General features: G+C 60.9%; 21 protein-coding genes. 12 read left to right on the forward strand and 9 right to left on the reverse strand.

The genetic code is table 11. The features are described 5' to 3' along the window. The first annotated feature begins 17 nt into the window (after positions 1–17). Positions 18–1,142, forward strand: coding sequence for an AI-2E family transporter (locus tag LVD12_RS08025; protein ID WP_237067185.1), 1,125 nt, complete (start codon positions 18–20; stop codon positions 1,140–1,142). A gap of 153 nt (positions 1,143–1,295) precedes the next feature. Then, a complete protein-coding gene (locus tag LVD12_RS08030; RefSeq protein ID WP_237067186.1) occupies positions 1,296–2,399 on the forward strand; it encodes a phosphoribosylaminoimidazolesuccinocarboxamide synthase in 1,104 nt (367 codons plus the stop codon). A 61-nt stretch (positions 2,400–2,460) separates the two neighbouring features. Here LVD12_RS08030 and LVD12_RS08035 read toward each other — a convergent pair whose 3' ends face one another. After that, a complete protein-coding gene (locus tag LVD12_RS08035) occupies positions 2,461–3,900 on the reverse strand; it encodes a DUF1254 domain-containing protein (RefSeq protein ID WP_237067187.1) in 1,440 nt (479 codons plus the stop codon). A gap of 177 nt (positions 3,901–4,077) precedes the next feature. Here LVD12_RS08035 and LVD12_RS08040 point away from each other — a divergent pair, with 177 nt between their 5' ends. The 6 genes from LVD12_RS08040 to LVD12_RS08065 all read left to right on the forward strand — a co-directional run bounded on the left by LVD12_RS08040 (position 4,078) and on the right by LVD12_RS08065 (position 10,593). Beyond that, positions 4,078–4,479, forward strand: a complete 402-nt coding sequence (locus tag LVD12_RS08040; protein ID WP_237067188.1) for a hypothetical protein — start codon at positions 4,078–4,080, stop codon at positions 4,477–4,479. 457 nt (positions 4,480–4,936) lie between these two features. Then, the gene (aceE, locus tag LVD12_RS08045) at positions 4,937–7,606 is read left to right on the forward strand and encodes a pyruvate dehydrogenase (acetyl-transferring), homodimeric type (protein WP_237067189.1); all 2,670 of its coding nucleotides are present in this window, start codon (positions 4,937–4,939) and stop codon (positions 7,604–7,606) included. Positions 7,607–7,636: 30 nt separating this feature from the next. After that, complete coding sequence (gene aceF / locus LVD12_RS08050; RefSeq protein WP_237067190.1) at positions 7,637–9,313, forward strand: dihydrolipoyllysine-residue acetyltransferase; 1,677 nt, start codon at positions 7,637–7,639, stop codon at positions 9,311–9,313. A gap of 307 nt (positions 9,314–9,620) precedes the next feature. Then, a complete protein-coding gene (locus LVD12_RS08055) occupies positions 9,621–9,890 on the forward strand; it encodes a hypothetical protein (protein ID WP_237067191.1) in 270 nt (89 codons plus the stop codon). Between the two features lie 54 nt (positions 9,891–9,944). Beyond that, a complete protein-coding gene (locus LVD12_RS08060; RefSeq protein WP_237067192.1) occupies positions 9,945–10,205 on the forward strand; it encodes a hypothetical protein in 261 nt (86 codons plus the stop codon). Beyond that, complete coding sequence (locus LVD12_RS08065; RefSeq protein ID WP_237067193.1) at positions 10,195–10,593, forward strand: hypothetical protein; 399 nt, start codon at positions 10,195–10,197, stop codon at positions 10,591–10,593. The genes LVD12_RS08060 and LVD12_RS08065 overlap by 11 nt, the downstream gene beginning before the upstream one ends. Before the next feature lie 206 nt (positions 10,594–10,799). Here the strand turns inward: LVD12_RS08065 and LVD12_RS08070 are convergent, their stop codons facing one another. From LVD12_RS08070 to LVD12_RS08100, 7 genes are all read right to left on the reverse strand, one after another. Beyond that, the gene (locus tag LVD12_RS08070) at positions 10,800–11,072 is read right to left on the reverse strand and encodes a high-potential iron-sulfur protein (protein WP_237067194.1); all 273 of its coding nucleotides are present in this window, start codon (positions 11,070–11,072) and stop codon (positions 10,800–10,802) included. A 226-nt stretch (positions 11,073–11,298) separates the two neighbouring features. Beyond that, positions 11,299–12,648, reverse strand: coding sequence for a sensor histidine kinase (locus LVD12_RS08075; RefSeq protein ID WP_237067195.1), 1,350 nt, complete (start codon positions 12,646–12,648; stop codon positions 11,299–11,301). Then, complete coding sequence (locus LVD12_RS08080; RefSeq protein ID WP_237067196.1) at positions 12,648–13,991, reverse strand: sigma-54-dependent transcriptional regulator; 1,344 nt, start codon at positions 13,989–13,991, stop codon at positions 12,648–12,650. The genes LVD12_RS08075 and LVD12_RS08080 overlap by 1 nt, the downstream gene beginning before the upstream one ends. A gap of 72 nt (positions 13,992–14,063) precedes the next feature. After that, positions 14,064–15,269: an ABC transporter permease gene (locus LVD12_RS08085; RefSeq protein WP_237067197.1), complete on the reverse strand. Its 1,206-nt coding sequence runs from the start codon at positions 15,267–15,269 to the stop codon at positions 14,064–14,066. 24 nt (positions 15,270–15,293) lie between these two features. Continuing rightward, the gene (locus LVD12_RS08090; protein ID WP_237067198.1) at positions 15,294–16,607 is read right to left on the reverse strand and encodes an ABC transporter permease; all 1,314 of its coding nucleotides are present in this window, start codon (positions 16,605–16,607) and stop codon (positions 15,294–15,296) included. Between the two features lie 13 nt (positions 16,608–16,620). Continuing rightward, positions 16,621–17,322, reverse strand: a complete 702-nt coding sequence (locus LVD12_RS08095; RefSeq protein ID WP_237067199.1) for an ABC transporter ATP-binding protein — start codon at positions 17,320–17,322, stop codon at positions 16,621–16,623. 240 nt (positions 17,323–17,562) lie between these two features. Further along, entirely contained in the window at positions 17,563–18,843 is a 1,281-nt protein-coding gene (locus LVD12_RS08100; RefSeq protein WP_237067200.1) for an efflux RND transporter periplasmic adaptor subunit, read from the reverse strand. 355 nt (positions 18,844–19,198) lie between these two features. Between LVD12_RS08100 and LVD12_RS08105 the strand changes: the two genes are divergently transcribed. Together LVD12_RS08105 and LVD12_RS08110 are read left to right on the forward strand one after the other, a co-directional pair. After that, entirely contained in the window at positions 19,199–20,692 is a 1,494-nt protein-coding gene (locus LVD12_RS08105; protein ID WP_439651337.1) for a SulP family inorganic anion transporter, read from the forward strand. After that, positions 20,692–21,588 carry a universal stress protein gene (locus LVD12_RS08110; RefSeq protein WP_237067201.1) on the forward strand — a complete coding sequence of 299 codons (897 nt, stop codon included), beginning with the start codon at positions 20,692–20,694 and terminating at the stop codon, positions 21,586–21,588. The genes LVD12_RS08105 and LVD12_RS08110 overlap by 1 nt, the downstream gene beginning before the upstream one ends. A 167-nt stretch (positions 21,589–21,755) precedes the next feature. Here LVD12_RS08110 and LVD12_RS08115 read toward each other — a convergent pair whose 3' ends face one another. Then, positions 21,756–22,178, reverse strand: a complete 423-nt coding sequence (locus LVD12_RS08115; RefSeq protein WP_237067202.1) for an acyl-CoA thioesterase — start codon at positions 22,176–22,178, stop codon at positions 21,756–21,758. Positions 22,179–22,655: 477 nt separating this feature from the next. Here LVD12_RS08115 and fabV point away from each other — a divergent pair, with 477 nt between their 5' ends. Next, positions 22,656–23,834: an enoyl-ACP reductase FabV gene (gene fabV, locus LVD12_RS08120; RefSeq protein ID WP_237067203.1), complete on the forward strand. Its 1,179-nt coding sequence runs from the start codon at positions 22,656–22,658 to the stop codon at positions 23,832–23,834. Between the two features lie 168 nt (positions 23,835–24,002). Next, positions 24,003–25,046, forward strand: coding sequence for an NADP(H)-dependent aldo-keto reductase (locus LVD12_RS08125; protein ID WP_237067204.1), 1,044 nt, complete (start codon positions 24,003–24,005; stop codon positions 25,044–25,046). The last annotated feature ends 171 nt before the right edge of the window (positions 25,047–25,217 follow it).

A 25,217-nucleotide genomic window follows, 5' to 3' on the forward strand; every position in this document is an offset into this window, starting at 1 on the left:
ACGAAAACGCGGAAGTTATGCTCGACATCGTCAAACACTGGGTCAACCGATATTTCAGCCAGGAAGAGGTGGTGCTGCTGACCATTCTGTTGCTGGTGGCGCTGGTGGTACTGGCCACGCTCGGCCAGGTGCTGGCGCCGGTGCTGGCAGCACTGATCATCGCCTTTCTGCTGCAGGGGATGGTGCAGCGGCTGGTGTCCTGGAAATTGCCTCACTGGCTGGCGGTGTCCATCGCCTGCCTGGTGTTGGTGGGTACCACGGTGGCACTGCTGTTGGTGGTGCTGCCGCTGATCTGGCGGCAGCTGGTGCGGTTGTTCGCCGAGCTGCCCAACATGGTGGAGCAGGGCCAGCAGCTGCTGATGTTGCTGCCTGAGCGATTCCCGCGACTGATCTCGGCGGCCCAGATCGATGAGATCTTCAACACCATCGGCAACGAGCTGGGCACTGTCGGCCAGACCCTGCTGACTTTCTCCCTGACCAACTTGCCCATTCTGGCGGCGTTCCTGATTTATGTGGTGGTGGTGCCGATACTGGTGTTCTTCTTCCTCAAGGACACCGACAAACTGATCAACTGGTGCACCTCTTTCCTGCCCCACCACCGCCCCATGATGCGGCAGATCTGGCACGAGATGAACGACCAGGTTGCCAACTATGTGCGCGGCAAGGTAATCGAGATCGGGATCGTGGCAGCGGTGAGTTACGCCGTATTCCTGATCCTTGGCGTCAATTACGCCCTGCTGCTGGCCGTGGCGGTGGGCCTCAGTGTCCTGATCCCTTATATCGGCGCTGCTGTGGTCACCATTCCCGTGGCCGCGATTGGCCTGTTCCAGTGGGGCTGGAGCAGCGAGTTTCTTTACCTCATGCTTGCCTATGGCTTTATCCAGCTGTTGGATGGCAACGTACTGGTGCCGCTGCTGTTCTCCGAGGCCGTGAACCTGCACCCGGTCGCCATCATCATGGCGGTGCTGGTGTTTGGCGGGATCTGGGGCTTCTGGGGCGTGTTCTTTGCCATTCCCCTGGCGACCCTGCTCAAGGCGATCATGAACGCCTGGCCCACCAGTGAGCACCAGGCCGAGTGGCAGGCCCGCGAGGCGATCGAGCAGGGCAAGGCATCGCCCCTCGACGCGGAGCAGGGGCGCTGAAACTCCGGGGCTATCCTTACCGAAAAGGCCCCTGTCTGGCCCCGCGGGGCTCTGCTAGAATCCCGCGCTTCCCATGACCGGCCACGCCTATCAATGCCCGGTCCAGACCCGCTGGCCGCGTGGCATGACCCCCGAATAGCACAGGAATACATCATGAGCCTTGCTGATACAGTACTGGCCGTTAACAACGATCTGCCGATCCGCACTGACAAGCCAATCCACAGCGGCAAGGTCCGTTCTGTTTACTGGCTGACCGAGGCGGACAGCCGCCGCCTGATTCGGGAAAAAGGCTATCCGGTTGCTGAGGATGCGCCCCTGGCCGTGATGGTGATTTCTGACCGCATTTCCGCCTTCGACTGCATCTGGCGGGGCGAGGGCGGCCTGCAGGGCGTGCCGGGCAAGGGGGCCGCCCTGAACGCGATTGCCAACCACTGGTTTCGGCTGTTTCGGGAGAGTGGACTGGCAGACAGCCACATACTCGATATTCCCCACCCGCTGGTGTGGATCGTGCAGAAGGCGCGTCCGGTCATGGTCGAGGCCATTGCCCGGCAGTACATCACCGGCTCCATGTGGCGGGCCTACAGCAAGGGTGAGCGGCAGTTCTGTGGTATCCAGTTGCCGGACGGCCTGGGCAAGGACCAGAAACTGCCGGAACTGCTGATCACTCCCTCCACCAAGGGCATTCTCAGGGGCATCCCCGGCGTGCCGGAGGCGGATGATGTCAATGTCACCCGCGCCGATCTCGAGAATCACTTCGAGGCCTTCAATTTCCGCAGCCGGGAGGATATCGACCTCTATGAAAAATTGCTGAAAGAGGGCTTTGATCTGATCTCCGGCGAGCTGGCCGGGCTGGACCAGATCTTCGTCGACACCAAGTTCGAGTTCGGTTACGTCACCGACGCCAGCGGTGAAGAAAAGCTCATCTATATGGACGAGGTGGGCACCCCGGATTCATCCCGCATCTGGGATGGTGAGGCCTACCGCAGGGGTGAAGTGGTGGAAAAATCCAAGGAAGGTTTCCGTCAGGCGCTGCTCAATCATTTCCCGGACCCGGATATCCTCCTCAACAAGGATCGCATGGACGAGCGCGCCGCACTGGCGCGCGACAACGAACTGCCGGCTTCCATGCTGATGGACCTGTCCGAAACCTATATCGCCATCGCCGAGAAGATCCTCGGCCACAAGCTGGCGATCTCAGATAACCCCAAGGCTGAGTTAATCGATGTGCTTGGTCAGGAATACGACCTGATCGTTTGAGGGCTTCGATAAAAGACCGGCGCTAGCGCCGGCTTTCTGCTTTCAGGGGGGGCGCTCCGGGTTATTTCGCCACCTTTATTGCTGGCGGCTCCCAGCTGCCCTGACCCGGTGGCAGTACCGAGGGTGGATCTTTCTTTGGCCAGTACAGTCGCATAACCAGGTAGATGGGGCCGTCTGGTGCCGGCAGCCAATTGGACTCCAGCTCGGTTCCGGGGGATTCTTTCTGGATATAGAGGGTCAGGGAGCCATCCGGATTTTTCTTCATATCCGGCAGCATGGCGGAATTGATCAGGTAGCGATTGATCGGGTTCTTGATCAGCAGCTGCGTATCGCCGTCATACATGGTTACGGACCAGAAGGCGTTGACTGGCGGAAGAGCGCCTTTGGGAAAGGTGAGGGTGTAATTGTGTTTGCTGCCATCCAGTGGTTTGCCGCCCTCATCACTTCGAGTCATCGGGTAAGTGGCTTCAACCGCGTCATTGCCATAGATCCCTGCGGATGCCGCTGCCGCCCGTAGCAGCCAATTGCCGCGGTAAAAGTCCTGGTCACCGAATGCGGCCCCGATGGACCAGCCATTGACGGAGTTGCCGATATCGGCAACCGCGCTCTCGATGCTGGCCTGGCCGGCCTTAACGCCCTCCATTACCGCCTTGCGCTGGGCCGGGGGCATGTCACTGAAGTCGAATTTCTTTTCGGGGCCGATACCGATGCGTGCGAGCCTGGAACGGATTTCGCTCTCATACTGTCCCGCCGGTGCAAACTGGAGGGCAAAGTCGAGGTATTCGAAGAAGTTCTCCTCCATCAACTTTTTATTGATCTCCGGGAAGTCGATCTTTGTTGCCGGTGGCGGCGCAGGTTTGCCGAGAAAGGATGAGAGCGGCTGGGCGCGGTAGCCCGCCTGCACTTTTTTCACATTGTCGATATCGCCCTGATCGAACAGCTGTGTGCGGAAGATGGCGGTAGAAAAGTCGGTGGATGAGCGGAACACCTTGTCGATGCCCTCAGGCATCTCGCCCTTCCAGCCCGGCCCCGCAATCAGGTAGTTGCCGGCACCGTTGCCGGTGGTGCGACTGCCGATGTAGCCGTAATTATACGTATTGCCATCCACCAGCTGGATCGAGTAATAGCGTTTTTTCTCGATGGCAGGTACCGAAATCACGATGGGTTCGGCGCGCAGATCCATCGATATGAATGAGTAAGGCGTGTCACTATTCGGAGTGACTACCGTCGTGTCTTTGTAGGTGTATACATCCGATTCATTCTTCAGCGTGTTGAATGGAGCCTTGAACTGGCCGGAATTGCGATCGACGGCGTACTCGTACATGATCGCATAATTCATCACGATCGGCAGACCGTAAATATAGGCGTCCCTGCCAATCTCCCGTGCCTGATCGGGGGTGGGCCAGGTCCGAGCAGGCAGGTGGAGACTACCGAGCCCGAAGAGCAGTGCGACAAGCATGCTGACGACCACTCTGCCCGAGAGGATGCGCTCGATATCCACGATGGAAGCTCCTCGCTGAAAACTGTGTCAATACAGTCTAGTTGCGTGACCGTTGGGGATTGGCAGGGCCTGCCATATTTCGCCACATTCATACGCGCCTCTGCCTTTATTGCACCAGGGTCCTGCCCGATTGCTCCGGTTTAATGCCCCCAATAAAAACCGAAACTGGAGGCAATCATGAGCAGGGGCCTATTTTCCGGACAGCGCATCCCAAGCGAGTACGTCTTGCTGCCCACCGAGGAGTACTACCGGCGCCGTTACCGCAGTCACCAGCGGGGCAACTGGTGGTGGCTGCTGGGTGCGGCGCTGGCAGTGCTGGTCGTGGCAATGGGTGCTCGCGCCGGGTCGTTGGCTGGTGTTGCGGGGGGCGTGGACGGTGGGCGTGAGGGCGCATGGCGGCTGGAGCCGGTAAACCACCTGCAGTCTGCGTCGGGGTGGGGCGACAGGATGGCGCCGGCTCAGGTTGGCCCGGTGCTGTCGGTGATCTGCCCTCTGCGGAGTGCCGCCGAGTCGCAAACCGCCCGATCAAACTGGAATCGGAGACAATCTCTCCCGGCGGAGGCGGTGGTCAGTCTGTGACTGAAAGTCCAGTTTCAGACTCAATTATGTAATTCGATTCCGCTCTTTTCCCGCAATATCCTCCGTTTTTTGTAGCGATTGGCCTATATTTGTTGGCGAAAATGGTTTTAATTGTTACTAAATGTCCTATCTGGAAAAAGGCGTGTAGTAATACTACAATCGCCCCCGCTTTGGTCCCCGAGCGACTGGGCGTCCACTCTGATCCGCGTGGATCGTCGCCTCGCCCGGACTTGCAGTAACAGCAGAATTACCGGCGGCAGATAGCCAAATTCCTCCCCCGATCGCCTCCGCGGCAGTGTGCCACTGCAACCGCCGCATTTACGCCAGGCCAGGCGGTAAATTGGCGGGAAATACCAAAAATGGGAGCAAGCTGCTGCGCGTGCTGTACTTTGCCTGACAGCCAAAAACAGAATTGAAATCAACGACTCGACGTCGCTAAATCGCCGAGGAGCATTTAATGCACGAAGAAACTGACAACCAGGAAACGCAGGAATGGCTCGACGCGCTGCAGGCGGTGATTCGCTTCAGCGGCAAGGAGCGTGCGGCGTTCCTGCTCAAGCAGCTGACTGATCGCGCCACCAACATCGGCGTCGAGCTGCCTGCGGCCATCACCACGCCCTACCGCAATACGATTCCGCCGCAGGCCGAGAAACGTATGCCTGGCGACCTGTTCATGGAGCGTCGTATCCGCTCACTGATCCGCTGGAATGCCCTGGCCATGGTGGTGCGTGCAAACTCCAACAGCGACAGCCTCGGCGGCCATATCGCGAGCTTTTCCTCCGCGGCCACCCTGTACGACGTCGGCTTCAACTATTTCTTCCGTGGCAACGAGGGTGAGGAGCGGGGCGACCTGATCTTCTTCCAGGGCCACAGCGCGCCGGGCATCTACGCCCGCTCCTATCTGGAAGGCCGCTTCGATGAAGAGCAGCTGGACAACTTCCGCCGTGAAGTAAATGGCAATGGCCTGTCCTCTTACCCGCACCCCTGGCTGATGCCGGATTACTGGCAGTTCCCCACCGTTTCCATGGGCTTGGGTCCGATCCAGGCGATCTACCAGGCGCACATCATGCGCTACCTGTCCGCCCGCGGCCTGTCTCCGCGCGGTGATCGCAAGGTATGGGCTTTCCTGGGTGACGGTGAGTGTGACGAGCCGGAAACCCTGGGCGCTATCTCCATGGCGGGCCGCGAGAACCTCGAAAACCTGGTCTTCGTGGTCAACTGTAACCTGCAGCGCCTGGACGGCCCGGTGCGTGGCAACGGCAAGATCGTGCAGGAGCTGGAAGGCGTGTTCCGCGGTGCCGGCTGGAACGTGATCAAGGTCCTGTGGGGCCGCCTGTGGGATCCGTTGCTGGAAAAGGACGACAAGGGCCTGCTGCAGAAAGTCATGGACGAAGTGGTCGATGGCGAGATGCAGAACTTCAAGGCCAACGGCGGTGCCTATACCCGCGAGCACTTCTTCGGCAAGTACCCGGAGCTGCTCGAGATGGTCAAGGACATGTCCGACGACGAGATCATGAAGCTGAACCGCGGCGGCCACGATCCCTACAAGGTCTACGCGGCCTACGCCGAGGCCATGGCGAGCAAGGGCAAGCCCACCGTCATCCTGGCGCAGACCGTCAAGGGTTACGGCCTGGGCGCTGCCGGCGAAGCGGCGATGGACACCCACAACGTCAAGAAGATGGACACCGAGGCGCTGAAGCGCTTCCGCGACCGCTTTGCCATCCCGATTACCGACAAGGAAATCGAGGAAGTCCCCTACTACCGCCCGTCTCCGGACAGCCCGGAAATGAAGTACATGGCCGAGCGCCGCAAGGCCCTGGGCGGCCCGGTACCGTCCCGTCTCACCGAGGTGGCGAAGCTGGAAATCCCGGAGTTGGACGCCTTCAGCGCGCTGACCAAAGGTTCCGGCGACCGCGAAATCTCCACCACCATGGCGTTCGTACGTGCGCTGTCGGTGCTGGTGAAAGACAAGAAGATGGGCAAGAACGTGGCCCCCATCGTGCCCGACGAGGCCCGCACCTTCGGCATGGAAGGCCTGTTCCGCCAGCTGGGGATCTACTCCTCCCAGGGGCAGAAATACACTCCGGTCGATCACGGCCAGATCATGTATTACAAGGAAGACAAAAAGGGGCAGGTGCTGGAAGAGGGCATCAACGAGGCCGGCGCCATGTCCGCATGGATGGCCCTTGCCACTGCCTACAGCAACCACGGCGTCGCCATGGTGCCGTTCTACATCTACTACTCCATGTTCGGCTTCCAGCGCATCGGTGACCTGGCCTGGGCAGCGGGCGATATGCAGGCGCGCGGCTTCCTGATCGGCGCCACCGCCGGCCGCACCACGCTGAACGGCGAGGGCCTGCAGCACCAGGATGGCCACAGCCACGTGCTGTCTGCCACCATCCCCAACTGCAAGAGCTACGACCCGGCCTACGGTTACGATCTGGCCGTGATCCTGCGCGAGGGCTTGAAGGAGATGTACGAAGAGCAGAAGAACCTCTTCTACTACGTCACCATCGAAAACGAGAACTACCTGCAGCCGGAAATGCCGCAGGGCGTCGAGGAAGGCATCATCCGCGGTATCTACAAGCTGGACGCCAATTCCCGCAAGCCCGGCAAGGGCAAGGCGGCGAAGAAGCATGTACAGCTGGTGGGTGCTGGTTCCATCCTGCGCGAAGTGCTGGCAGCAGCGGATATCCTCGCCGACCAGTTTGGTGTGACCTCCGATGTGTGGAACCTGACCTCCGCCACCGAGGCGGCCCGCGAGGGCCAGGACGTGGCGCGCTGGAATATGCTCCACCCCACCGAGGAGCCGCGCAAAGCCTGGATCAGTGAGCAGTTCGAAGGTAACGAGACGCCGGTGGTGATCTCCACCGACTACATCCGCTCCTACGTGGAACCGCTGCGCGAGTTTATCAGTGGCGACCTCATTGCACTGGGTACCGACGGCTTTGGCCGCAGTGACAGCCGCGAGCAGCTGCGCCGCTTCTTCGAAGTGAACCGCAACTACGTCGTCATCGCTGCACTGACCGGCCTGGCCAAGCAGGGAGTGATCGAGGCAACTGAAGTGGCGGACGCCATCAAGCAGCTGAATATCGATCCGGAAAAAGTGAACCCGCGCCTGGTCTAAGGCCCGCTGAACAGGAAGAAGGCAAGTAGCATGGCAAAACAAGTCATTAAAGTGCCTGATCTCGGCGGGGCCGATCAGGTAGATGTCATCGAGATTACCGTGGCAGTAGGCGATACCGTTGCCGCGGAGGATTCTCTGATTGTGGTGGAGGGTGACAAGGCCTCCATGGATGTGCCGGCCCCCATGGCTGGCAAGATTCTGAGCATCTCCGTTTCCGAAGGTGACCAGGTCTCCGAGGGCGACGTGATCGCCGAGATCGAGACCGAAGCCGGCGATGACGATGCATCGGCAGAGGAGGGGTCATCCGAGCCCGAGGAGAAAGAAGATTCCCCGGCAGAGGAGGAGGCTACCAAAGAAGAGGCGGCCTCTGAGGAATCCGCTGAGGGTGAAGAAAAGGAAGAGACGGTCAAGGTACCGGACCTCGGCGGTGCGGACTCCGTGGACGTGATCGAAGTCAGTGTGCAGCCCGGCGACGAAGTGGCCGAAGGCGACTCCCTGATCGTGGTCGAGGGCGACAAGGCCTCCATGGATGTACCGGCGCCGTTTGCTGGCACCGTCGTGTCCATCGATGTGAAGGAAGGCGACAAGGTCTCCACCGGCGACAAGCTGGGCGTGCTGAAAACCACTTCCGGCGGCGCCAAAAAGGCCGAGTCGAAGCCGGAGAAGAAGTCAGAGAAAAAGCCCGCCGAGCAGCCCGCCAAGAAAGCGGAATCCACCGAAGCGGTATCGAGCGCCTCTGAGGAGCCGCCGGCGGCACCGCAGAAAGATCACGCCCTGGAGCGCGATCTCACGGTTTCGGCGGAAGTCTACGCCGGCCCCGCAGTGCGCAAGCTGGCGCGCGAACTGGGTGTGACCCTGACCAAGGTCAAGCCCAGCGGCCCGCGCAACCGCGTGACCAAGGACGACCTGCACGCTTACGTCAAGGAGCAGGTGAAGAAGGCCGAGAGCGGCGCCGTCGGTGTCGGCACCACGGGCATCGCCAAGATGCCGGAGATCGACTTCAGCCAGTTTGGCCCGGTTACCACCGAGCCGATGAGCAAGATCCACAAGCTCACCGCTGCCAATATGGCGCGCAACTGGCTCAACGTCCCGCATGTGACCCAGTTCGACGATGCGGATATCACTGAGCTGGAAGAGTTCCGAAAGTCCATGAAGGCCGAGGCGGAAAAGCGCGGTGTGAAGCTCACGCCGGTGCCCTTCCTGCTGAAAGCCGCCGCGGCGGCGCTGCGCGCTGAGCCGAGCTTCAATGTCTCACTGCACAACGATGGCGAGCACATCGTGCGTAAGGACTATGTGCATATCGGCATGGCCGTGGATACGCCCAAGGGCCTGATGGTTCCGGTGATCCGCGATGTGGACAAGAAGGGCCTGTACGAGCTGGCGGAAGAGGCGACGGCGATGGCCGTTGCAGCCCGCGATGGCAAGCTGAAGCCGCGCGATATGCAGGGTGCCTGTTTCACTATCTCCAGCCTCGGGGCCATTGGTGGGAGGGGCTTTACGCCGATCGTCAATGCGCCGGAAGTGGGGATCCTCGGTGTTTCCAAGCTGAGCGTGCAGCCGGTATGGAACGGCAAGGAGTTCGTGCCGAGGCAGATGCTGCCGCTGGCGCTGTCCTACGATCACCGGGCCGTCAATGGTGGTGATGCCGGCCGCTTCCTGACCTACCTGGTCAGCGTTCTGGGTGACGTGCGCAAGCTGCTGCTGTAGCGATCCATCGGTGCGGGCCTTGCCCGCACGTCACGGTATTTCCCGGACTCAGTTCCGGGAAATACCCGACGCCCTCGTCTTAAGCCCTTACCTCTCATCCCTCAGTTCTTTCCCCATAGCTCTTACCCATAGCTCTTACCTTTCACTCCAGCCGACCTCATCACCGGCCGCACGTTTTCGTCATTTTTCACCTACTCGTTGAATTACGCGCTGATCTGATCCCGATGGCGCGAGCCGAATCCCACGCCAGCTAAACTCAGGGAGTACGAACCAGTGGCGCCACTTCGAAAGTGAGAGGTATTCGGAAATGAAGCGCATAGGGATGTTCGCAGTGCCGGTATTCGCTGCTTTGGCATTACAGGGCTGCATTTTTCTGCCCGCCGAAGCACCAGAGGGATACGACCCCTTCTTTTTCGACCCTGATGAGCACGCTACCTCGGCGGACTTTGTCGAAGTCGGCAACTTCCAGCCCAATTCCCAGCTTCCCCCCGCGGCCAGTCGTCACTGTGATGTGGATGCGGACATGGGTGGGATGGGCTCTGCCTGCTGGTTCTTTCCGGTGATGCGAGTTTATTGAATCTCGTCAGCTGGTCGCTCTGGCCAAACCAGTCCAACCAAGAAGGCAACTCCTATGCGTAAGACGTTCGGTTTTTGTTCGGCCCTGATGGCGGTGAGCCTGTTGTCCGCCTGTGGTATGCAGGACCCCCGCGATGAGGTCGTTTACCCCTATACATCACCGGTGCCCCGGGCTCCCGTGCACGCGGAGCAGAAAACCAACTACGACGGCTGTCCGGGAGAGGCCGAGGAATTGGCCCCGGGATCCATCTGTCCGTCCTCAGCCCAGTGCTTCGAGGTGGCCGGCGGCAAGCGGTGCATTGTCTATGCGAAATAAACTACTGGCATTGTCGGCTGCCAGCGCAATTCTCTGCGGCTGTGCCGGCACCAGCTTTAACGGCTATTGGGGCGACCTGAGTGGGCACCCCGTCTACCCCGGTTTTCCGGATAGTACCCTGCCGCTGGCCCTGGTGCCGGCGTTTCCACGGGAGTGCCTCACTGGCGATGTACCGGTCACCGCACCGGACCAGTGCGCGCTGGAAAGCGGTGGCTGCTACCAGTTGATTGGTGGCGAATGGTGCACGGCGGCCACTGCATCAGCCAGTCATTGCCCGGAGGGGGCGGAGGTCATTGACCCGGGTGCAGAGTGCCCGGAAGGCAGTGAATGCTGGATGGTAAGTGGCAACCTGCGTTGCCAGTTGCTCTACCCCGCGGACGCCAAGTAGAGACGCGGACGCCCAGTAGAGAAGCGACAGTCCCGCGTTCTTTTCTTGTAGCCGGTCCTGTGTGGCCGGCCCCTGCCAACCCGTTCTTCTGATCCTCAAAATGCCCGGGGCATGATCCGGTGGTGGCGATTACGCTGGTGAAGTTGTTGCGAGTGGACGAGCACGGACACCATGGCAGTGCCCGTGCCTTTCGATCAGCGAGGCGATCAGGAGGCTTTCTTCACATACAGGCTGCACCAGCCCTCGGGGCTGATTTCCCCCTCTACCACCTGGCAGCCGTTGGGGTCGGTCCAGAACTGACAGTCCTTGCACTTCTGGCCGTCTTTGGGTGTGTCCTGGTACTGCACGGCTTCCTTGCTGGCCTTGCCCTGGGCCCGCGCCGGCTGGTCCGGCAGCATCACGGCGGGAATCAGGACCGCAGAACAGCCCATCAGGCGCAGGAACTTGCGCCGTTCGATGCCGGGTTTTGAATCACTCATGATTCGGCTCCTTTCGTGAGACGATGAATTTCACAACGGTTGACCGACACTCACAGGGATGGCCGACAAAAGGGACCTGCCGGTGTGTGAAGACCGTTAGCGAAAGTCTAGTAGCCGAATTTCAGTTTTTCCGGATCCAAAGCTGGGCTGCAAAACGCAATGCAAGGCATTCGCAAATACTGTTGATTGCGTTTGTTGCCGGAGCAGCGGGTGCTGTGCACTGCTGTCATGAAGCCTGTCGGTCACTGCGCTGTGGCAACCACAGCGAGACTTCCAGGCCGCCGCCGCTGCGGTTACGTAACTGCAGCCGCCCGCCGTGCGCCTCGACAATTTCACGGCACAGGGCCAGCCCCAGTCCCACCCCCTGCGGCTTGGTGGAGTAGAAGGGCAACAGGGCCTGTTGCAATACCTTTTCACTCATGCCCGTGCCGCGATCGCGCACGATGATCTGCTGTGCCTGCCGGTTGCAGTGAACCTCGACTTCGATGTCGTCGACCGGGCTGCCGGCTTCAATGGCATTCTTCAGCAGGTTCAACAGGGCCTGTTCGATCTGCACCGGATCGAAATATCCCGGTCGCTCAGGCAGGCTGCCGCACAGGGCGAATCGGTGCAATGGCAGGAGGCGGTCCAGCAGGCGCTGCCACGGAACCTCTTCGCAACTGGGCGCCGGCAACTTGGCGAATCGCGCATAACCCTGGGTGAATTCCGTCAGGTGTCGGCAGCGCTCAGCAATGGTATCGAAAACCCTGGCCAGGGACTTGGCGTCTGCACTGCCCGCTTCCTCGTCGATGCGCTGCGCCAGCATCATACCGCTGTGCGCCATGGAGGAGATGGGGGCAAGGGAGTTGTTCAGCTCGTGGCTGATCAGGCGGATCACTTTCTTCCACACCTGCACTTCGGCCCGGGTCAGCTCACGGGTCATATCGCGGATCAGGATGAGTCGGTGTTTCTGCGCATTCAGTGAAAATACGCTGTGGCCGACGTGCATGGTGTGGCTGCCATCGCTGTCAGTAAAGCTGAACAGGCCTTCCTCGTCCTTCTCGATCGCGCTGGCAAGCTCGACCGGGCAGTGCGGTAGCAATTTTGCGAGAGTCAGCCCCTGAATTGGACGGCCGTGGTTGAGCAGGTGGCGGGCACTGCTGTTGGCATAGATTACGTGCCCGGACTGGTCGACCAGCAGCAGGGCCTGTGGCGAACTCTGGATGACGGTGTCCAGCAACAGTTCGCGCTGGTGGATGTGCGCCCGCTCGCGTCGAAGGATCTCGCCCACTTCATTGTAGAGCGTGGCGATTCGGCCGAGCTCGTCTTTGCGGTCCAGTGCAAGGGAGACGGAGAAATCCCCGTCGCGGAAATTCAACAGGCCGCCCTCGAGTGTGGAGAGGCCCCGCTGCAGCGGACCGGTGACCGTCCGTAACAGCAGTAATGCGATGGTCACTCCCAGCAGCATTCCACCGGTCCAGGCGAGGCCCTTGTCTGCGCCGAACCTGATTAGCAGGAAGGGTAAACTCGCTCCGACGAGGACAGCGACGAGGGTAACCGCGGTGATTCGCGCTTCAAGGGTCAGTCGCTGCCACATCAGTAGGGAATACCATATTTTTCCAGGCGCCGGTAAAGCGCCTGACGGCTCAGGCCAAGCTCGCGAGCGGCCTGGGCGATGACGCCATCGCAGTCGGCCAGCGTGCGCTCCAGCAGTTCGCGGCTGGGCTCAAAGCTGATGTCCGGCCTGCTGGCTTTTTCCTGCACGGGCAGCGCCAGGGTCTGGGCATCGATGGTGTCCGACTGGCTCAGTACCGAGGCCCGTTGCATGGTGTTCTGCAGTTCGCGCACATTGCCGGGCCAGTGGTAGCGCACCAACATCTGTTGCGCATCGGGCCCGAGCTGTTTTCCCTCGCCGAGAAAGCTCCGGCCCAGGGGCAGGATGTCATCTGGTCGGTCGCACAGGGGCGGCAGCTGCAGCTCGATGACATTGAGCCGGTAGAACAGGTCCTGACGGAAGCGGCCCTTCTCGATCAATGCCGGCAAATTCGCGTTGGTGGCACTGATCACGCGCACGCGCACCCGGCGGGTCTCACTGCTGCCGAGCCGCTGGAATTCGCCGGTCTGCAGTACCCGCAGTAGTTTGACCTGACCGCTGGCAGACAGCTCACCGATTTCATCGAGAAACAGCGTGCCGCCGTCCGCAGCCTCGAAACGCCCCTGCCGGGTGCGGTTGCCAGCACCGGTATAGGCGCCGGGTTCGGCGCCGAACAGCTCTGCTTCCATCAGTTCTTCCGGCAGGGCGCCCACGTTCACCTTGATGTAGGGACCCTCTCGCAGTGATGAATTGGCTTGCAGGATATCGGCAATCTTTTCCTTACCGGCACCGTTGGGCCCGGTGATCAAAACGGGCACCTCGGAACGGGCCACCTGGGTGGCCATTTCCAGCAGTTTTTGCATGGCATCGCTGCGGTACACGATGCCCTGCAGGTCAAAGTTCTGTTGCAGCCGCTCGCGGGCCGCCAGCGACTGTTGCTGGCTCTGTCGCTGGCGCTGCTGGAGGTCATTGAGCTCCAGCAGGTTCTTGACCGTGGCGATCAGCTTGTTGTCATCCCATGGCTTGCCCAGGTAGTCGGCGGCTCCAGCCTTGACCAGCTCTACGGCCATTTCCAGCTGCGTCCACGCGGTGAGCAGGATTACCGGCAGGTCCGGACTGATATCGCGGATCGCGAAGAAGAGTTCGCGCCCCTCCTCGCCGGAGGTGGTATCCGCGGTAAAGTTCATGTCCTGGATGACCAGGTTGATATCCGGCTGTTCGCGCAGTGTCTGCAGGCCCGCCTGCGGGGTCAGGGCACTGACGGTTTCGATCCTGTGCAGGGACAGCAGCAACTCGAGGGCAGAGATGATGCCGGGGTTGTCGTCGATAACGAGGACTTTATCCATGCTTGAGCCCGGGATACGGTGATGAAGAACGGGCGCACGCGCCCGTTCCGGGAGAGGGAATTCTACAGCACTTTATACGCTGCGGGTGGCGGTTGCCGGTGAGATATTGGCCGCACGCAGTGCCGGTAGCAGCGCTGCAGCAAGGCTGACACCGAGCAGTGCCAGGGCGCAGGCGAGCGTTACCGTCAACGGCAGGGCAGGCTGGTTGAACTCACTGACCAGGAAGCCGTTGAAGATCTGCGCGGCGGCAAAGCCCAGCAGGATACCGGTCGTGGCAATGATCAGGTTTTCCAGCAGGAAGTAACGACTGATCGCGGTACGGGTCGCACCCAGCGCGCGGCGCACGCCGATCTGCTTCTGGCGCTGGGTGATCCAGAACACCGTCAGGCCGACAACGCCCAGTGCCACGATAAAGGTCAGCAGGATGACTACAGCGGTGAGTACCTTGACCATGGTGTTGTCGCCGGCGTAGTACTGGTCTTTCTGTTCTTCCAGGGTATCGGAATTGATTACCCGGTTGGGATCGCGCTCCGCCAGCTTCTCCTCCACCAGTTTCAGCACTGCATCGCGCTGCCCCGGCTCGGCCCGCACAATGTAAGTGAACCATTGGTCCATGATTGCCGGATAGAAAACGCCACGGCCGGCTATTGGTGAGTTGGGCCAGGGGCCGAGGTTGCGCTCGACGATGCCGACGATCTCGATGGGATGGTCGTCGCCCCCCCTGAAAATGGCGTTGCCGAGGGCATTGCCCTGCGGGAACATTTCGTCGGCCAACCTCTGCGTGACCACGGCCACCGTGGGGCGCTCGCTGCTGGTGGCGCCGACCTGCATGATTTCCTCCGGTGAAAAGCCACGGCCGGCCACCAGGTTCATTCCCAAAGCCTCGATAAAGTGTTCGTCAACGGTGTAGAAGTTGGCGGCGGTCGCGCCCACTTCCATATTGGGCTCGGTGTAGAAGCCGCTGGAGGAGCCACTGCCGGACAGCGGCACGTGGTTGCTGATGGTGGCGCTGGCGACGCCCGGCAGGGCGCGGATCATGTCCAGGTCCAGGCGGAAAGCCTCGAATTTGTCGTAGTCCTTGGGAATGGCCAGGTAGCCAAACGTATTGATGTCCTCCACCGCGACACCGGTGGGCCGGGAGATACGCTCAGTCCGCTCGTCGATCACCACCAGGGCGTTGCTGACAATGGCCAGGGTCAGGCCCAGCTGCAGTGCAATTAGCAGGGCGGAGATCTTGTGGCGCCAGAGCGCCGATAAAATGGGTCTCAGTTCCAACATGATATTTTCCTCTGATCTCGCGGCTCACTGGGTTTTCAGGTAGACGGAGGGATTCGTACGGCTGATACGCCAGGCCGGATACAGCCCCGCCAGCAGGCTGGAGAGCACGGCGAGGCCAATGGCGGCAATCATCATCGTCCAGTCCATGGCGGCGACGCGATCCATGTAGCCCATCTGTAACTGTCGGATAAGGCCCAGGCCGCCGAGCGTCAGCAGGATGCCCACCAGGCCGCCGGCCAGGCCCACGCAACCGCTTTCCACCAGGTGCTGGCTGAACACGGCGTTGCGACTGGCACCCAGGGCCCGTCGCACACCGGCCTCCGGCGCCTTGCGCAGGAATTTGGCCAGCAGCAGGGCCACAGCATTGACCAGGCAAACCAACAGGAACGCCAGTGACAGCCAGCTGAGCATGCGATCATCCCCATCGACCACCTCATTCAGCTGCAGCCATTCCGAAGGGTTGGTGAGACCAAACTTCAGCGGTCGGGGAAAGCGTCCCTGTGCCTTTTGGCCGCGGATATGTGCGGTCAGGAAATCGCGGTAGTCTTCAACTTGCTCCGGACTGTCCAGTTGCACCCAGTACTGCAGCCACACGACATCGCTGTTGAGGCGATCCTCGTAGCTGTTGATCTCCTCGGCCTTCCAGCCGTTGTTGTTACCCCAGGGGTAAATCTCGAACTGCCGGTGCAGGCCAAACGGCAGGAATACTTCCGCGGAGTTATTGAAGCTGCCGTTATTCAGGTCGTGCACCTTGGGGCTGGGTTGCCAGTGCTCGGTCACGCCGACCACAGTAAAGAGCGCGCCATTGAAGTTAAGGCTGCGGCCCACGCTGTTTTCGCCACCGAACAGCTTTTCGTTGGTTTCCTCTGACAGCACGATCTGTTGCAGCGGACTGCTGTCCGCCTCCTCTGACCAGGTGCCACCGTAAATAAAGTCAACGCCGAACAGGGCGAAGAAATCCCGGCTGGTAACCCGGGCACCGGCAACGAACGGGCGGATTTCCGAACCCTCTACCGATATGGGGCCACCCCAGAGATGCATGGCCACCTGGTGGGTGGGGATGTCGGAGCGCAGCAGGCTCACGGCATCCTGGTAGGTCACCTGCCAGGGCATTTCGCTCGGGTTATCCACTCCTTGGGTGGCGGACCAGCTGTCCAGCTGGACGGCATACAGCACCGCATCTTTTTCTGCCAGCGCGTTGCGCGACATCATGTAATTGAGTGTCAGGGTGGTCATGGCCGCACCCACGCCCACGGCGATTGCGGCCACCATCAGAGAGCTCAGTATGGGAGTCGAGCGCAGGCTGCGGATGGCGAGGGAAAGGTAATAGCCGATCATGGTGTTACCTCCCTTAGGCGATTTCCACAGCGGTGGGTGCGGCAGTCCGTTGCAGGTCGGAGACCTGGCCGTCGACGACCTGGATATTGCGGTGCGCGCGGCGGGCGAGATCCGGGTCGTGGGTGACCATGACGATGGTGGTGCCCCACTCGTTGATGAATTCCAGCAGCTCCATCACCTGGCGGGCCATCAGCGAGTCCAGGTTGCCGGTCGGTTCGTCCGCGAGCAGGAAGCGGGGTTCGCCGGCCAGGGCACGGGCGATGGCGACACGCTGTTGCTGGCCGCCGGACAGCTGTGCCGGCAGGTGTCTGGCCCGGGCTGACAGTCCCACCTGTTCCAGTACTTTTTCGATGCGCTTTTTTCGCTCTTTGGCATTGAAGCCGCGGTAGCGCAGTGGAACGTCGATGTTGTCGAACAGGTTCAGGTCGGGGATCAGGTTGAAGCCCTGGAAGATGAAGCCGATCTTCTCGTTGCGCAGGCGCGAGCGCTGGTTGTCGTTCAGGCTGCTCACATCCTCCCCGTCCAGCAGGTACTGGCCACCCGTGGGTGTTTCCAGCAGGCCGGCGATATTCAGGAACGTGGTCTTGCCGGAGCCGCTGGGACCGGTGACGGAAACAAACTCTCCCTCGTTCACTTCCAGGCTGAAATCACGCAGCGCATGCGTTTCGATGGTGTCGGTGCGATAACTCTTACGGATGTTGTGCATTTTCAGCATGGTAGTTTCCCTTATCTCTAAAGTTTGTTCCGATGTGCCGGGCAGTCAGGCCCCGGGATTATTTTCAAGTGACTCTGTCGCGCCACTGACAGCCCCTACTCGTGGGGCACGCTGTGAATACTTCCCTGTAAGCTCTCTGCGGCCATCCATGGCCGCAGAAGGCCCCCCAAGCAGGACCTGTCAGTACCGCTTTCTCGTCGAGTTACGTGTTCTTTTCGAAGGTGCCTACAGCGGGGAAAGTTAATCCTTCAGCGCCACCAGCTGTCCCCGCTCCAGTTCTTCCGCGGCGGAAATAATGATCCGGTCGCCTTCCTGCAGGCCGGAGACGATCTCCACCTGGCTCAGCCCCAGGGCGCCGATCTGGATCGGCACCCGTATGGCCTCGCCTTCGCCGTTAAGTTTCCATGCAAAGCGGCCACCGCTCTGGTCGAGGAAGCCACCGCGGCGTACCAGCATCACGTCACTGCGGTTTTCCAGCAGGATGCGCGCGGTCAGGCGCAGGTTCTGGCGCAGGTTCTCGGGCTGCTCGCCGGTAAAGCGCACCCGGGCCTGTACCTGGTTGTCGATAACCTCGGGGGAGATGGCGGTGATCTCACCGGGCAGCTTGCGCCCGCTCAGGTTGATTTCCACGGCCATGGCGAGGCCCAGGTCATCGGCGTAGTTTTCCGGTACTGCGGCCTCCAGTTCGAAACTGGTGAGATCTACCACGGTCATCAGCGGCGCATTGCGGGCGACGGCGCTGCGCTGTGTCACAGCCAGGCTGCCCACGGTGCCATTGACCGGGGAGGTGATATGCAGCTCCTTGACCTTGCGCTCCAGCTCTTCCACCTGGAGTGTCTGCTGGGATAGCTGCAACTCGAGGGTGCGGGTTTCAAAGGCCAGGGCCTCCTGTTCCAACGCCGCATTCTGCTCCGCCTGCTCGTATTCCAGTCGGGCGCGGGCCAGATCGTCGGAGGCCTTTTCGAAATCCAGCTGGGAGATGATCTGCTTCTCCATCGACAGCTCGGCGCGCTTCAGCTCGCGCTGGGCGGCGGCCAGGGTAACCTTGGCCAGATCGGCGCGCTGGCGGTTCTCCAGTTGCTGGCGTTTGGCCTGGATTTTCTGTCGCTGCAGTTCCACATCCAGTTTGTTGAGCAGGGCCCGCTGCTGCGCCAGTTCGCTGTCCAGTTCCGGGCTCTCCACTTCTGCCAGCAGCTGTCCGGCCTGCACGGTGTCACCGGCCTTCACGGCAAACTTCACGATGCCCTGTGCCGGGCTGTAGAGGGTGGGGCTGTTGGCGGCCACTACCCGGCCCTGGACCATCAGGTCCCGGGTCAGGTCACCGCGTTCGACCTGGGCGATGTTGATCTGGGCCAGTGACAGGGTGCCATCGACCCGGCCGCTGCTCACCCAACTGCTGATGCCCCAGTAGAGGAAAGCCAGCGTGCTGAGGGCGATGGCAGCCAGGCGGATATTGCGCGGCTTTTTCCAGGGGGGCGTTGCTTCCAGTACGACATCCTGCCCGGAGGTATCTCTGATCATTCTTGTTGTCCGTTCCTTCACTATCTCTTGGTTCCCGGGGTGGCCTGCCTCTGTGTGACGCGGCAGCCACCGGATTCGGATGCGGGGCCCGCCGGAATCTGCGACGGGCCGCTCTTGTTGTGAGATAGCAAGGCTTATGCCAGCTTTTGGGGCTTCGCTAACCTCTTGAAATTAATAGAAGTTTTTATTTTTCTGGGTCCCGTGCGGCGGTGCCGGGTGTCCGCCAGGAGTGTCCGCTGTCCACCTGTCCGATGGCCGGACAGGTGGGGTTTCTTTATGGAGAACAGGGCTCGTGTTAGAGTGCGCGCCCTTTTTTTGATCAATTGTTGTTCATCCGCACTGGATTCCCTTCACTATGCTGCTGTCTTCGACGAAAGCCGACTGGTTCGGCAACATCCGCCGCGACGTGCTGGCGGGCCTGGTGGTCGCCCTGGCGCTGATCCCCGAGGCTATTGCCTTTTCCATCATCGCCGGCGTCGACCCGCGCGTCGGCCTGTATGCCTCCTTCTGTATTGCGGTGGTGATTGCCTTTGTCGGCGGACGCCCGGGCATGATCTCTGCGGCCACCGGGGCCATGGCGCTGCTGATGGTGACGCTGGTGAAGGAGCACGGCCTGCAATACCTGCTGGCGGCCACGCTGCTGACGGGTGTACTGCAGATCATCGCCGGTTACATGAAGCTGGGCAGCCTGATGAGCTTTGTCTCACGGGCGGTGGTGACGGGCTTCGTCAATGCGCTGGCGATCCTGATCTTCATGGCGCAGATGCCGGAGCTGATCGGCGCCGGCTGGCAGGTTTACGCCATGACGGCCGCAGGCCTCGGCATCATCTACCTGTTCCCTTACATCCCGGTGATCGGCAAGGTCATCCCGTCGCCGCTGGTCTGTATCCTGGCGCTGACTGCTGTGGCGGTGATCATGGGGATCGATATCCGCACTGTGGGAGACATGGGCGACCTGCCGGATACCCTGCCGGTATTCCTGTGGCCCGAAGTGCCGCTGAACTTCGAAACACTGCAGATTATCTTCCCGTACTCGGCGGCACTGGCCGTGGTGGGCCTGCTGGAATCCCTGATGACGGCCACCATCGTCGATGACCTCACCGATACCGGCAGTGACAAGAACCGCGAGTGCAAAGGCCAGGGCATTGCCAACATCGCCACCGGCTTCATGGGCGGTATGGCGGGCTGCGCGATGATCGGCCAGTCGGTGATCAACGTGAAATCCGGTGGCCGCGGCCGGCTGTCCACCCTGGTGGCAGGTGTCGGCCTGTTGACGCTGGTGGTATTCCTCAGTGACTGGGTGGCGGTGATCCCCATGGCCGCCCTGGTGGCGGTGATGATCATGGTGTCCATCGGTACCTTCAACTGGGATTCCGTGCGTAATCTCAAGCACTATCCGCTGTCCACCAACATCGTCATGCTGGCCACGGTGGTTGTGGTAGTGTGGACACACAACCTGGCCTATGGTGTATTGGTCGGCGTTCTACTGGCGGCCCTGTTCTTTGCCAATAAGGTCGGCCACTTCATGTACGTGTCCTCGGAGCTGGACGAGGAAAACAGCTGCCGCACCTACCGGGTCGTGGGGCAGGTTTTCTTCAACTCTGCAGACAAGTTCGTCGAATCGTTCGACTTCAAGGAAGTGGTGGACAAGGTGGTAATTGACCTGAGCCGCGCGCATTTCTGGGATGTGTCCGCTGTGTACGCGCTGGACAAATCCGTGGTCAAGTTCCGCCGTGAAGGCGCTGAAGTGGAACTGGTGGGCCTGAACGAAGCCAGTGAGACCATCGTCGACCGCTTCGGTGTACACGACAAGCCGGAAGAGATTGAGAGAGTCCTCGGAGGACATTGATGAGCGACACGGACAATAACAATAAAGTTTCCCTCGTGAATGGCGGCGAGCCGGTCGTGCTGACCTGTGTCGATGGCTCCCGCTATACCGGCGCGGTCTGCGATTACGCAGCCTGGGTTGCCGGTCGCACCGGTGCGCCGGTCAAGCTTCTGCACAATATCGAGCGCAGCAATGTGCCCGCGGTCGCGGACCTTTCCGGCAGTATCGGCTTCGGCAGCCAGGAAGAGTTGCTGGAGGAGCTCACCGCCCTGGAACAGCAGCGGTCGCAATTGCTGGTGCAGCAGGGCAAGCTGATGTTGCAGGCTGCCCGTGAGCGTGTCGCCCAGTCCGGCATCAGCCTGGTGGAAACCTGCCAGCGCCACGACAGTCTGCCCGAGTCCCTGGTGGCGCTGGAGGACCATATCCGCGTGCTGGTACTGGGCATCCGCGGTGAGGAACACGGTGAGGATAAGCAGGGGCTGGGTTCGCAGCTGGAAACTGTGGTGCGCTCACTGCACAAACCGATCCTGGTGGTGAACCAGGAATTTACCCCGCCGCAGCGAATCCTGCTTGCCTACGATGGCAGCGAGGCGGCGCGCAAGGCGCTGCGCATGGTCGCGGAAAGCCCCGCGTTTCGGGATATCGCCTGTCACCTGGTCTTTGTTGGTGAGCCGGAAAAAGCGGAGGCGCTACTGGCCGAGGCCAGTGGAGAACTGGAGGCGGCCGGCCTCAGCGTGACCGCCAACCGGCTGAGCGGTAAAACTGTCGAGGCACTGGTGGAGTACCAGCGTGAGCACAACATCGACCTCACCGTGATGGGGGCCTTCAGCCACAACCGACTGCGGGATCTGCTGATGGGCAGCATCACCGCCAAGATGCTGTTGAATACCGAGAAGCCGCTGTTACTTTTGCGCTGAGCCGCTCAGTGAAAAGCCGGGCACCGGGCCCGGCTCAGGGTATTGATTAGCCCCACGACGCCTTCCAAGAAGTTTCAAAGAAGGCTCAGTGGGGCCTGGCACTCTGTCTTAAATTCCGGCTTTTGATTTCCTTCTAATTGATGTCCAGGTTCACGGGCACGCATTTCTTATCCGGCGAGCCGCTGAATGCCGAGGGCGCTGTCGTTTTCCTCCCGTGCCTCGGCCACGGTCATACCGGCTTTCTTGTGCGGTGTCGGTTTGCCCTCTAGGTCCAGGGCCACAAACACAATTCGCTCCACCTGCAGGATCAACTCCCGGGTCTGTTTATTGCGCACCTCGCAGTGAATCGTAAGCGAAGTGCGACCGATATCGACCACCTCGAAACCGAACTCCACCACGTCGCCGCAGAACGCCGAACTGACAAAATCAATTTCCGACATCAGCTTGGTGACCACCATCGGGGTACCCATCTGGCAGCCGGCAAAGATTGCGGCCTCCTCGTCGATCCAGGCCAGCAGCTGCCCACCGAACAGGCGCTGTGCCGGGTTCAGGTCCGCGGGTTTAACGAAATGACGGGAATAGTATTTCATGGGTACCTCTCTGCCTCTTGCGTGGATGGGGTGTGAGTGAACGGGGCCGCGATCCGTCGCGGTCCCTGCCGGCATAGCGCTCTGGGCAATGGTTCACTCACAGGGGAGGCTGCACTATCCGTGCCATATGCTGCGCAGCGCCGGAACTGGTGGTACGGGGCTTTGTGAACTTCTGGTCGGCAGTGGTCGATGCACCAGCGCCGGGCTCGCTGCCCCGACCCGGGGCATTTTTAAAGCTCACAAGCCCGGTGGACTGGGCTGCTTTGGCCTAGGCCCCGGATATTCTGGACAGGCGGATTTGCCCGCGGCGTGCGTGCCTCTGGACTGACCGGGGATCCCCCGTAGAATGGGCAGCCTGCCGTGACCGGTCGACCACATCGACTGCGGGTCGCGGCAACCGGACAACTGCGGTGAGCGCGTCGAGGCAGGGCCTGCGCGACACCCTTCATCCCCAACTGCCAAGGGAGAGAATTCGGCATGATTATTCAGCCAAAAGTGCGCGGCTTCATTTGTACCAATGCCCATCCGCAGGGCTGTGCCGCCAACGTGCGCGAGCAGATCGACTACATCAAGGCCCAGCCAAAGATCGAGGGCGGCCCCAAGAATGTGTTGGTGGTCGGCGCCTCCACCGGTTATGGCCTGGCTTCCCGTATCGCCGCCGCCTTCGGCAGCGACGCCAACACCCTGGGGGTGTTTTTCGAAAAGCCGCCGACGGACAAGCGCACTGCCTCCGCCGGTTATTACAATGCGGCGGCCTTCGAGGAAGAGGCGCACAAGGCCGGACTGTACGCCAAGAGCATCAACGGTGACGCTTTCTCCGATGAGGTGAAAGCCCAGGCCATCGACATGATCAAGCAGGACATGGGCAAGGTGGATCTGGTGGTTTACAGCCTCGCGTCCCCCCGCCGTAAGGATCCGAAAACCGGCGAGTTGCACTCGTCCGTGCTGAAGCCGATCGGCAAGTCCTACACCGCCCGTAACCTCAACACCGACAAGCTGGAGATCGGCGACATCACCCTCGATCCCGCCAACGAGGAAGAGATCGCGGCGACCGTAAAGGTCATGGGTGGCGAGGACTGGGAACTGTGGCTGGATGCCCTGGGCAAGGCCGGTGTGCTGACCGACGACTGCAAGACTGTCGCCTACACCTATATCGGTGAACAGCTGACCTGGCCGATCTATGGCCACGCCACCATCGGCAAGGCAAAAGAGGATCTGGATCGCGCGGCCAAGGCCATTTCTGCAAGCGGCCAGGCGGATGCCCACGTGGCCGTGCTGAAGGCGCTGGTGACCCAGTCCAGTTCTGCCATCCCGGTGATGCCGCTGTATATTTCCCTGGTCTACAAGGTGATGAAGGAAGAGGGCACCCACGAGGGTTGTATCGAGCAGCTCTACCGCCTGTACACCGAGGGTCTCTACACCGATAGCCCGCGCCTCGACAGTGACAACCGCTATCGCATAGATGACAAGGAGCTGCGTCCGGAGACCCAGGCCAAGATCGAGAAACTGTGGCCGGAAGTCACCGAGGAAAACCTGTTCGACCTGACCGATTACAAGGGTTACCAGGCAGACTTCCTGAAGCTGTTCGGCTTCGGTGTCGACGGTATCGACTACGACGCCGACATCAGCCCGATCGTCGAGGCCGATTTCAAGTAATGGCCCACAGCCGGGGCGACGTCCGTCGCTCCGGCTTTTCGTTTCTGGCTTTTGGCTTCCAGTTGCCTTTCCCTTCTGTCTCCATCGCTATCCAGCAATTCCTGCCCTGCACGCCGCTGCTTTCATCCTGCATAATGCCCTGCATCTTTGAGTGACAGGAGCTTCTCCATGGAATACCGCAAGCTGGGCACCACCGGCCTGGATGTCAGTGTGATCTGCCTGGGGACCATGACCTACGGTGAGCAGAACACCGAGGCGGACGCGTTCGAGCAGCTGGACTATGCGCTGGATCAGGGGGTCAATTTCATTGACTGCGCCGAGATGTACCCGGTACCGCCACGGGTGGAAACCCAGGGCCGCACCGAGGAATACATCGGCAACTGGCTGGCGGCACGCGGCACCCGGGACCGGGTGATCCTCGCCACCAAGGTGACCGGTCGCGGTGACTCCAATTCCGGCGTCGCCCATATTCGCGGTGGCCCGCGCCTGAACCGCGAGCAGATCTTCGCCGCCTGCGAGGCATCCCTGCAACGTCTGCGCACGGACTATATCGACCTCTACCAGGTGCACTGGCCGGAACGGCAGACCAACTTTTTCGGTCGTCTCGGTTACGAGCACGGCAGCGACGACGGTATCGCGATCGCGGAAACCGTCGATGCCCTGGAAGAACTGGTCAAGGCGGGCAAGGTGCGCCATATCGGCATCTCCAACGAGACTCCCTGGGGAATGATGGAATACCTGAAGCTGTCGGCAGCGCAGGGCAAACCGCGTATCGCCAGCATCCAGAACCCCTACAACCTGCTGAGCCGCGCTTTCGAAGTGGGCTGCGCGGAAATGGCGATCCGCGAACAGTGCGGCCTGCTGGCTTACTCGCCACTGGCGTTCGGCGCCCTGTCCGGCAAGTACCTGGGTGGACAGAAACCGGCGGGTGCACGGCTTACCCTGTTTGAGCGCTTCCAGCGCTATACCGGGCCGCGGGCAGAGCGGGCCACGGTTGAATATGTGCGGCTGGCGCGGGAGGCCGGCCTGGATCCGGCGCAGATGGCGTTGGCATTCGTTAACCAGCAGCCGTTCGTGACCTCCAACATCATTGGCGCCACGACCATGGATCAGCTCAAGAGTGACATCGAGAGTGTCTCCCTAAAGCTTGATCAGGCGGTTCTGGAAGGAATCGAGGCTATCCACAGCGAGAACCCGAACCCCGCTCCCTGATTGGCGCGATTTCCTCTGGCAACAGTCCCGGTGCTGCGACCGGGACGCGGTTGGCGCCTTATCCTTCCATTGCTGTCGAGAGTTTCCGATATGCTGGGTCTACGCCAGTCTCGAGGGGATTCCCGGGTCGCTCTGTTCGCTACCAGGGGTCGTCAGAACCTAGACGGCGCG

Origin of the sequence: Microbulbifer guangxiensis, from assembly GCF_021729075.1 — a bacterium.
In the GTDB taxonomy this organism is placed as follows: domain Bacteria; phylum Pseudomonadota; class Gammaproteobacteria; order Pseudomonadales; family Cellvibrionaceae; genus Microbulbifer; species Microbulbifer guangxiensis.

What these genes read in the sequence shown, in the direction of transcription:
- LVD12_RS08025 (WP_237067185.1), top strand. Translation starts at nt 18, where the DNA reads ATGCTCGACATCGTCAAACACTGGGTCAACCGATATTTCAGCCAGGAA.
- LVD12_RS08030 (WP_237067186.1), top strand. Translation starts at nt 1,296, where the DNA reads ATGAGCCTTGCTGATACAGTACTGGCCGTTAACAACGATCTGCCGATC.
- LVD12_RS08040 (WP_237067188.1), top strand. Translation starts at nt 4,078, where the DNA reads ATGAGCAGGGGCCTATTTTCCGGACAGCGCATCCCAAGCGAGTACGTC.
- aceE (WP_237067189.1), top strand. Translation starts at nt 4,937, where the DNA reads ATGCACGAAGAAACTGACAACCAGGAAACGCAGGAATGGCTCGACGCG.
- aceF (WP_237067190.1), top strand. Translation starts at nt 7,637, where the DNA reads ATGGCAAAACAAGTCATTAAAGTGCCTGATCTCGGCGGGGCCGATCAG.
- LVD12_RS08055 (WP_237067191.1), top strand. Translation starts at nt 9,621, where the DNA reads ATGAAGCGCATAGGGATGTTCGCAGTGCCGGTATTCGCTGCTTTGGCA.
- LVD12_RS08060 (WP_237067192.1), top strand. Translation starts at nt 9,945, where the DNA reads ATGCGTAAGACGTTCGGTTTTTGTTCGGCCCTGATGGCGGTGAGCCTG.
- LVD12_RS08065 (WP_237067193.1), top strand. Translation starts at nt 10,195, where the DNA reads ATGCGAAATAAACTACTGGCATTGTCGGCTGCCAGCGCAATTCTCTGC.
- LVD12_RS08070 (WP_237067194.1), bottom strand. Translation starts at nt 11,072, where the DNA reads ATGAGTGATTCAAAACCCGGCATCGAACGGCGCAAGTTCCTGCGCCTG.
- LVD12_RS08075 (WP_237067195.1), bottom strand. Translation starts at nt 12,648, where the DNA reads ATGTGGCAGCGACTGACCCTTGAAGCGCGAATCACCGCGGTTACCCTC.
- LVD12_RS08080 (WP_237067196.1), bottom strand. Translation starts at nt 13,991, where the DNA reads ATGGATAAAGTCCTCGTTATCGACGACAACCCCGGCATCATCTCTGCC.
- LVD12_RS08085 (WP_237067197.1), bottom strand. Translation starts at nt 15,269, where the DNA reads ATGTTGGAACTGAGACCCATTTTATCGGCGCTCTGGCGCCACAAGATC.
- LVD12_RS08090 (WP_237067198.1), bottom strand. Translation starts at nt 16,607, where the DNA reads ATGATCGGCTATTACCTTTCCCTCGCCATCCGCAGCCTGCGCTCGACT.
- LVD12_RS08095 (WP_237067199.1), bottom strand. Translation starts at nt 17,322, where the DNA reads ATGCTGAAAATGCACAACATCCGTAAGAGTTATCGCACCGACACCATC.
- LVD12_RS08100 (WP_237067200.1), bottom strand. Translation starts at nt 18,843, where the DNA reads ATGATCAGAGATACCTCCGGGCAGGATGTCGTACTGGAAGCAACGCCC.
- LVD12_RS08105 (WP_439651337.1), top strand. Translation starts at nt 19,199, where the DNA reads ATGCTGCTGTCTTCGACGAAAGCCGACTGGTTCGGCAACATCCGCCGC.
- LVD12_RS08110 (WP_237067201.1), top strand. Translation starts at nt 20,692, where the DNA reads ATGAGCGACACGGACAATAACAATAAAGTTTCCCTCGTGAATGGCGGC.
- LVD12_RS08115 (WP_237067202.1), bottom strand. Translation starts at nt 22,178, where the DNA reads ATGAAATACTATTCCCGTCATTTCGTTAAACCCGCGGACCTGAACCCG.
- fabV (WP_237067203.1), top strand. Translation starts at nt 22,656, where the DNA reads ATGATTATTCAGCCAAAAGTGCGCGGCTTCATTTGTACCAATGCCCAT.
- LVD12_RS08125 (WP_237067204.1), top strand. Translation starts at nt 24,003, where the DNA reads ATGGAATACCGCAAGCTGGGCACCACCGGCCTGGATGTCAGTGTGATC.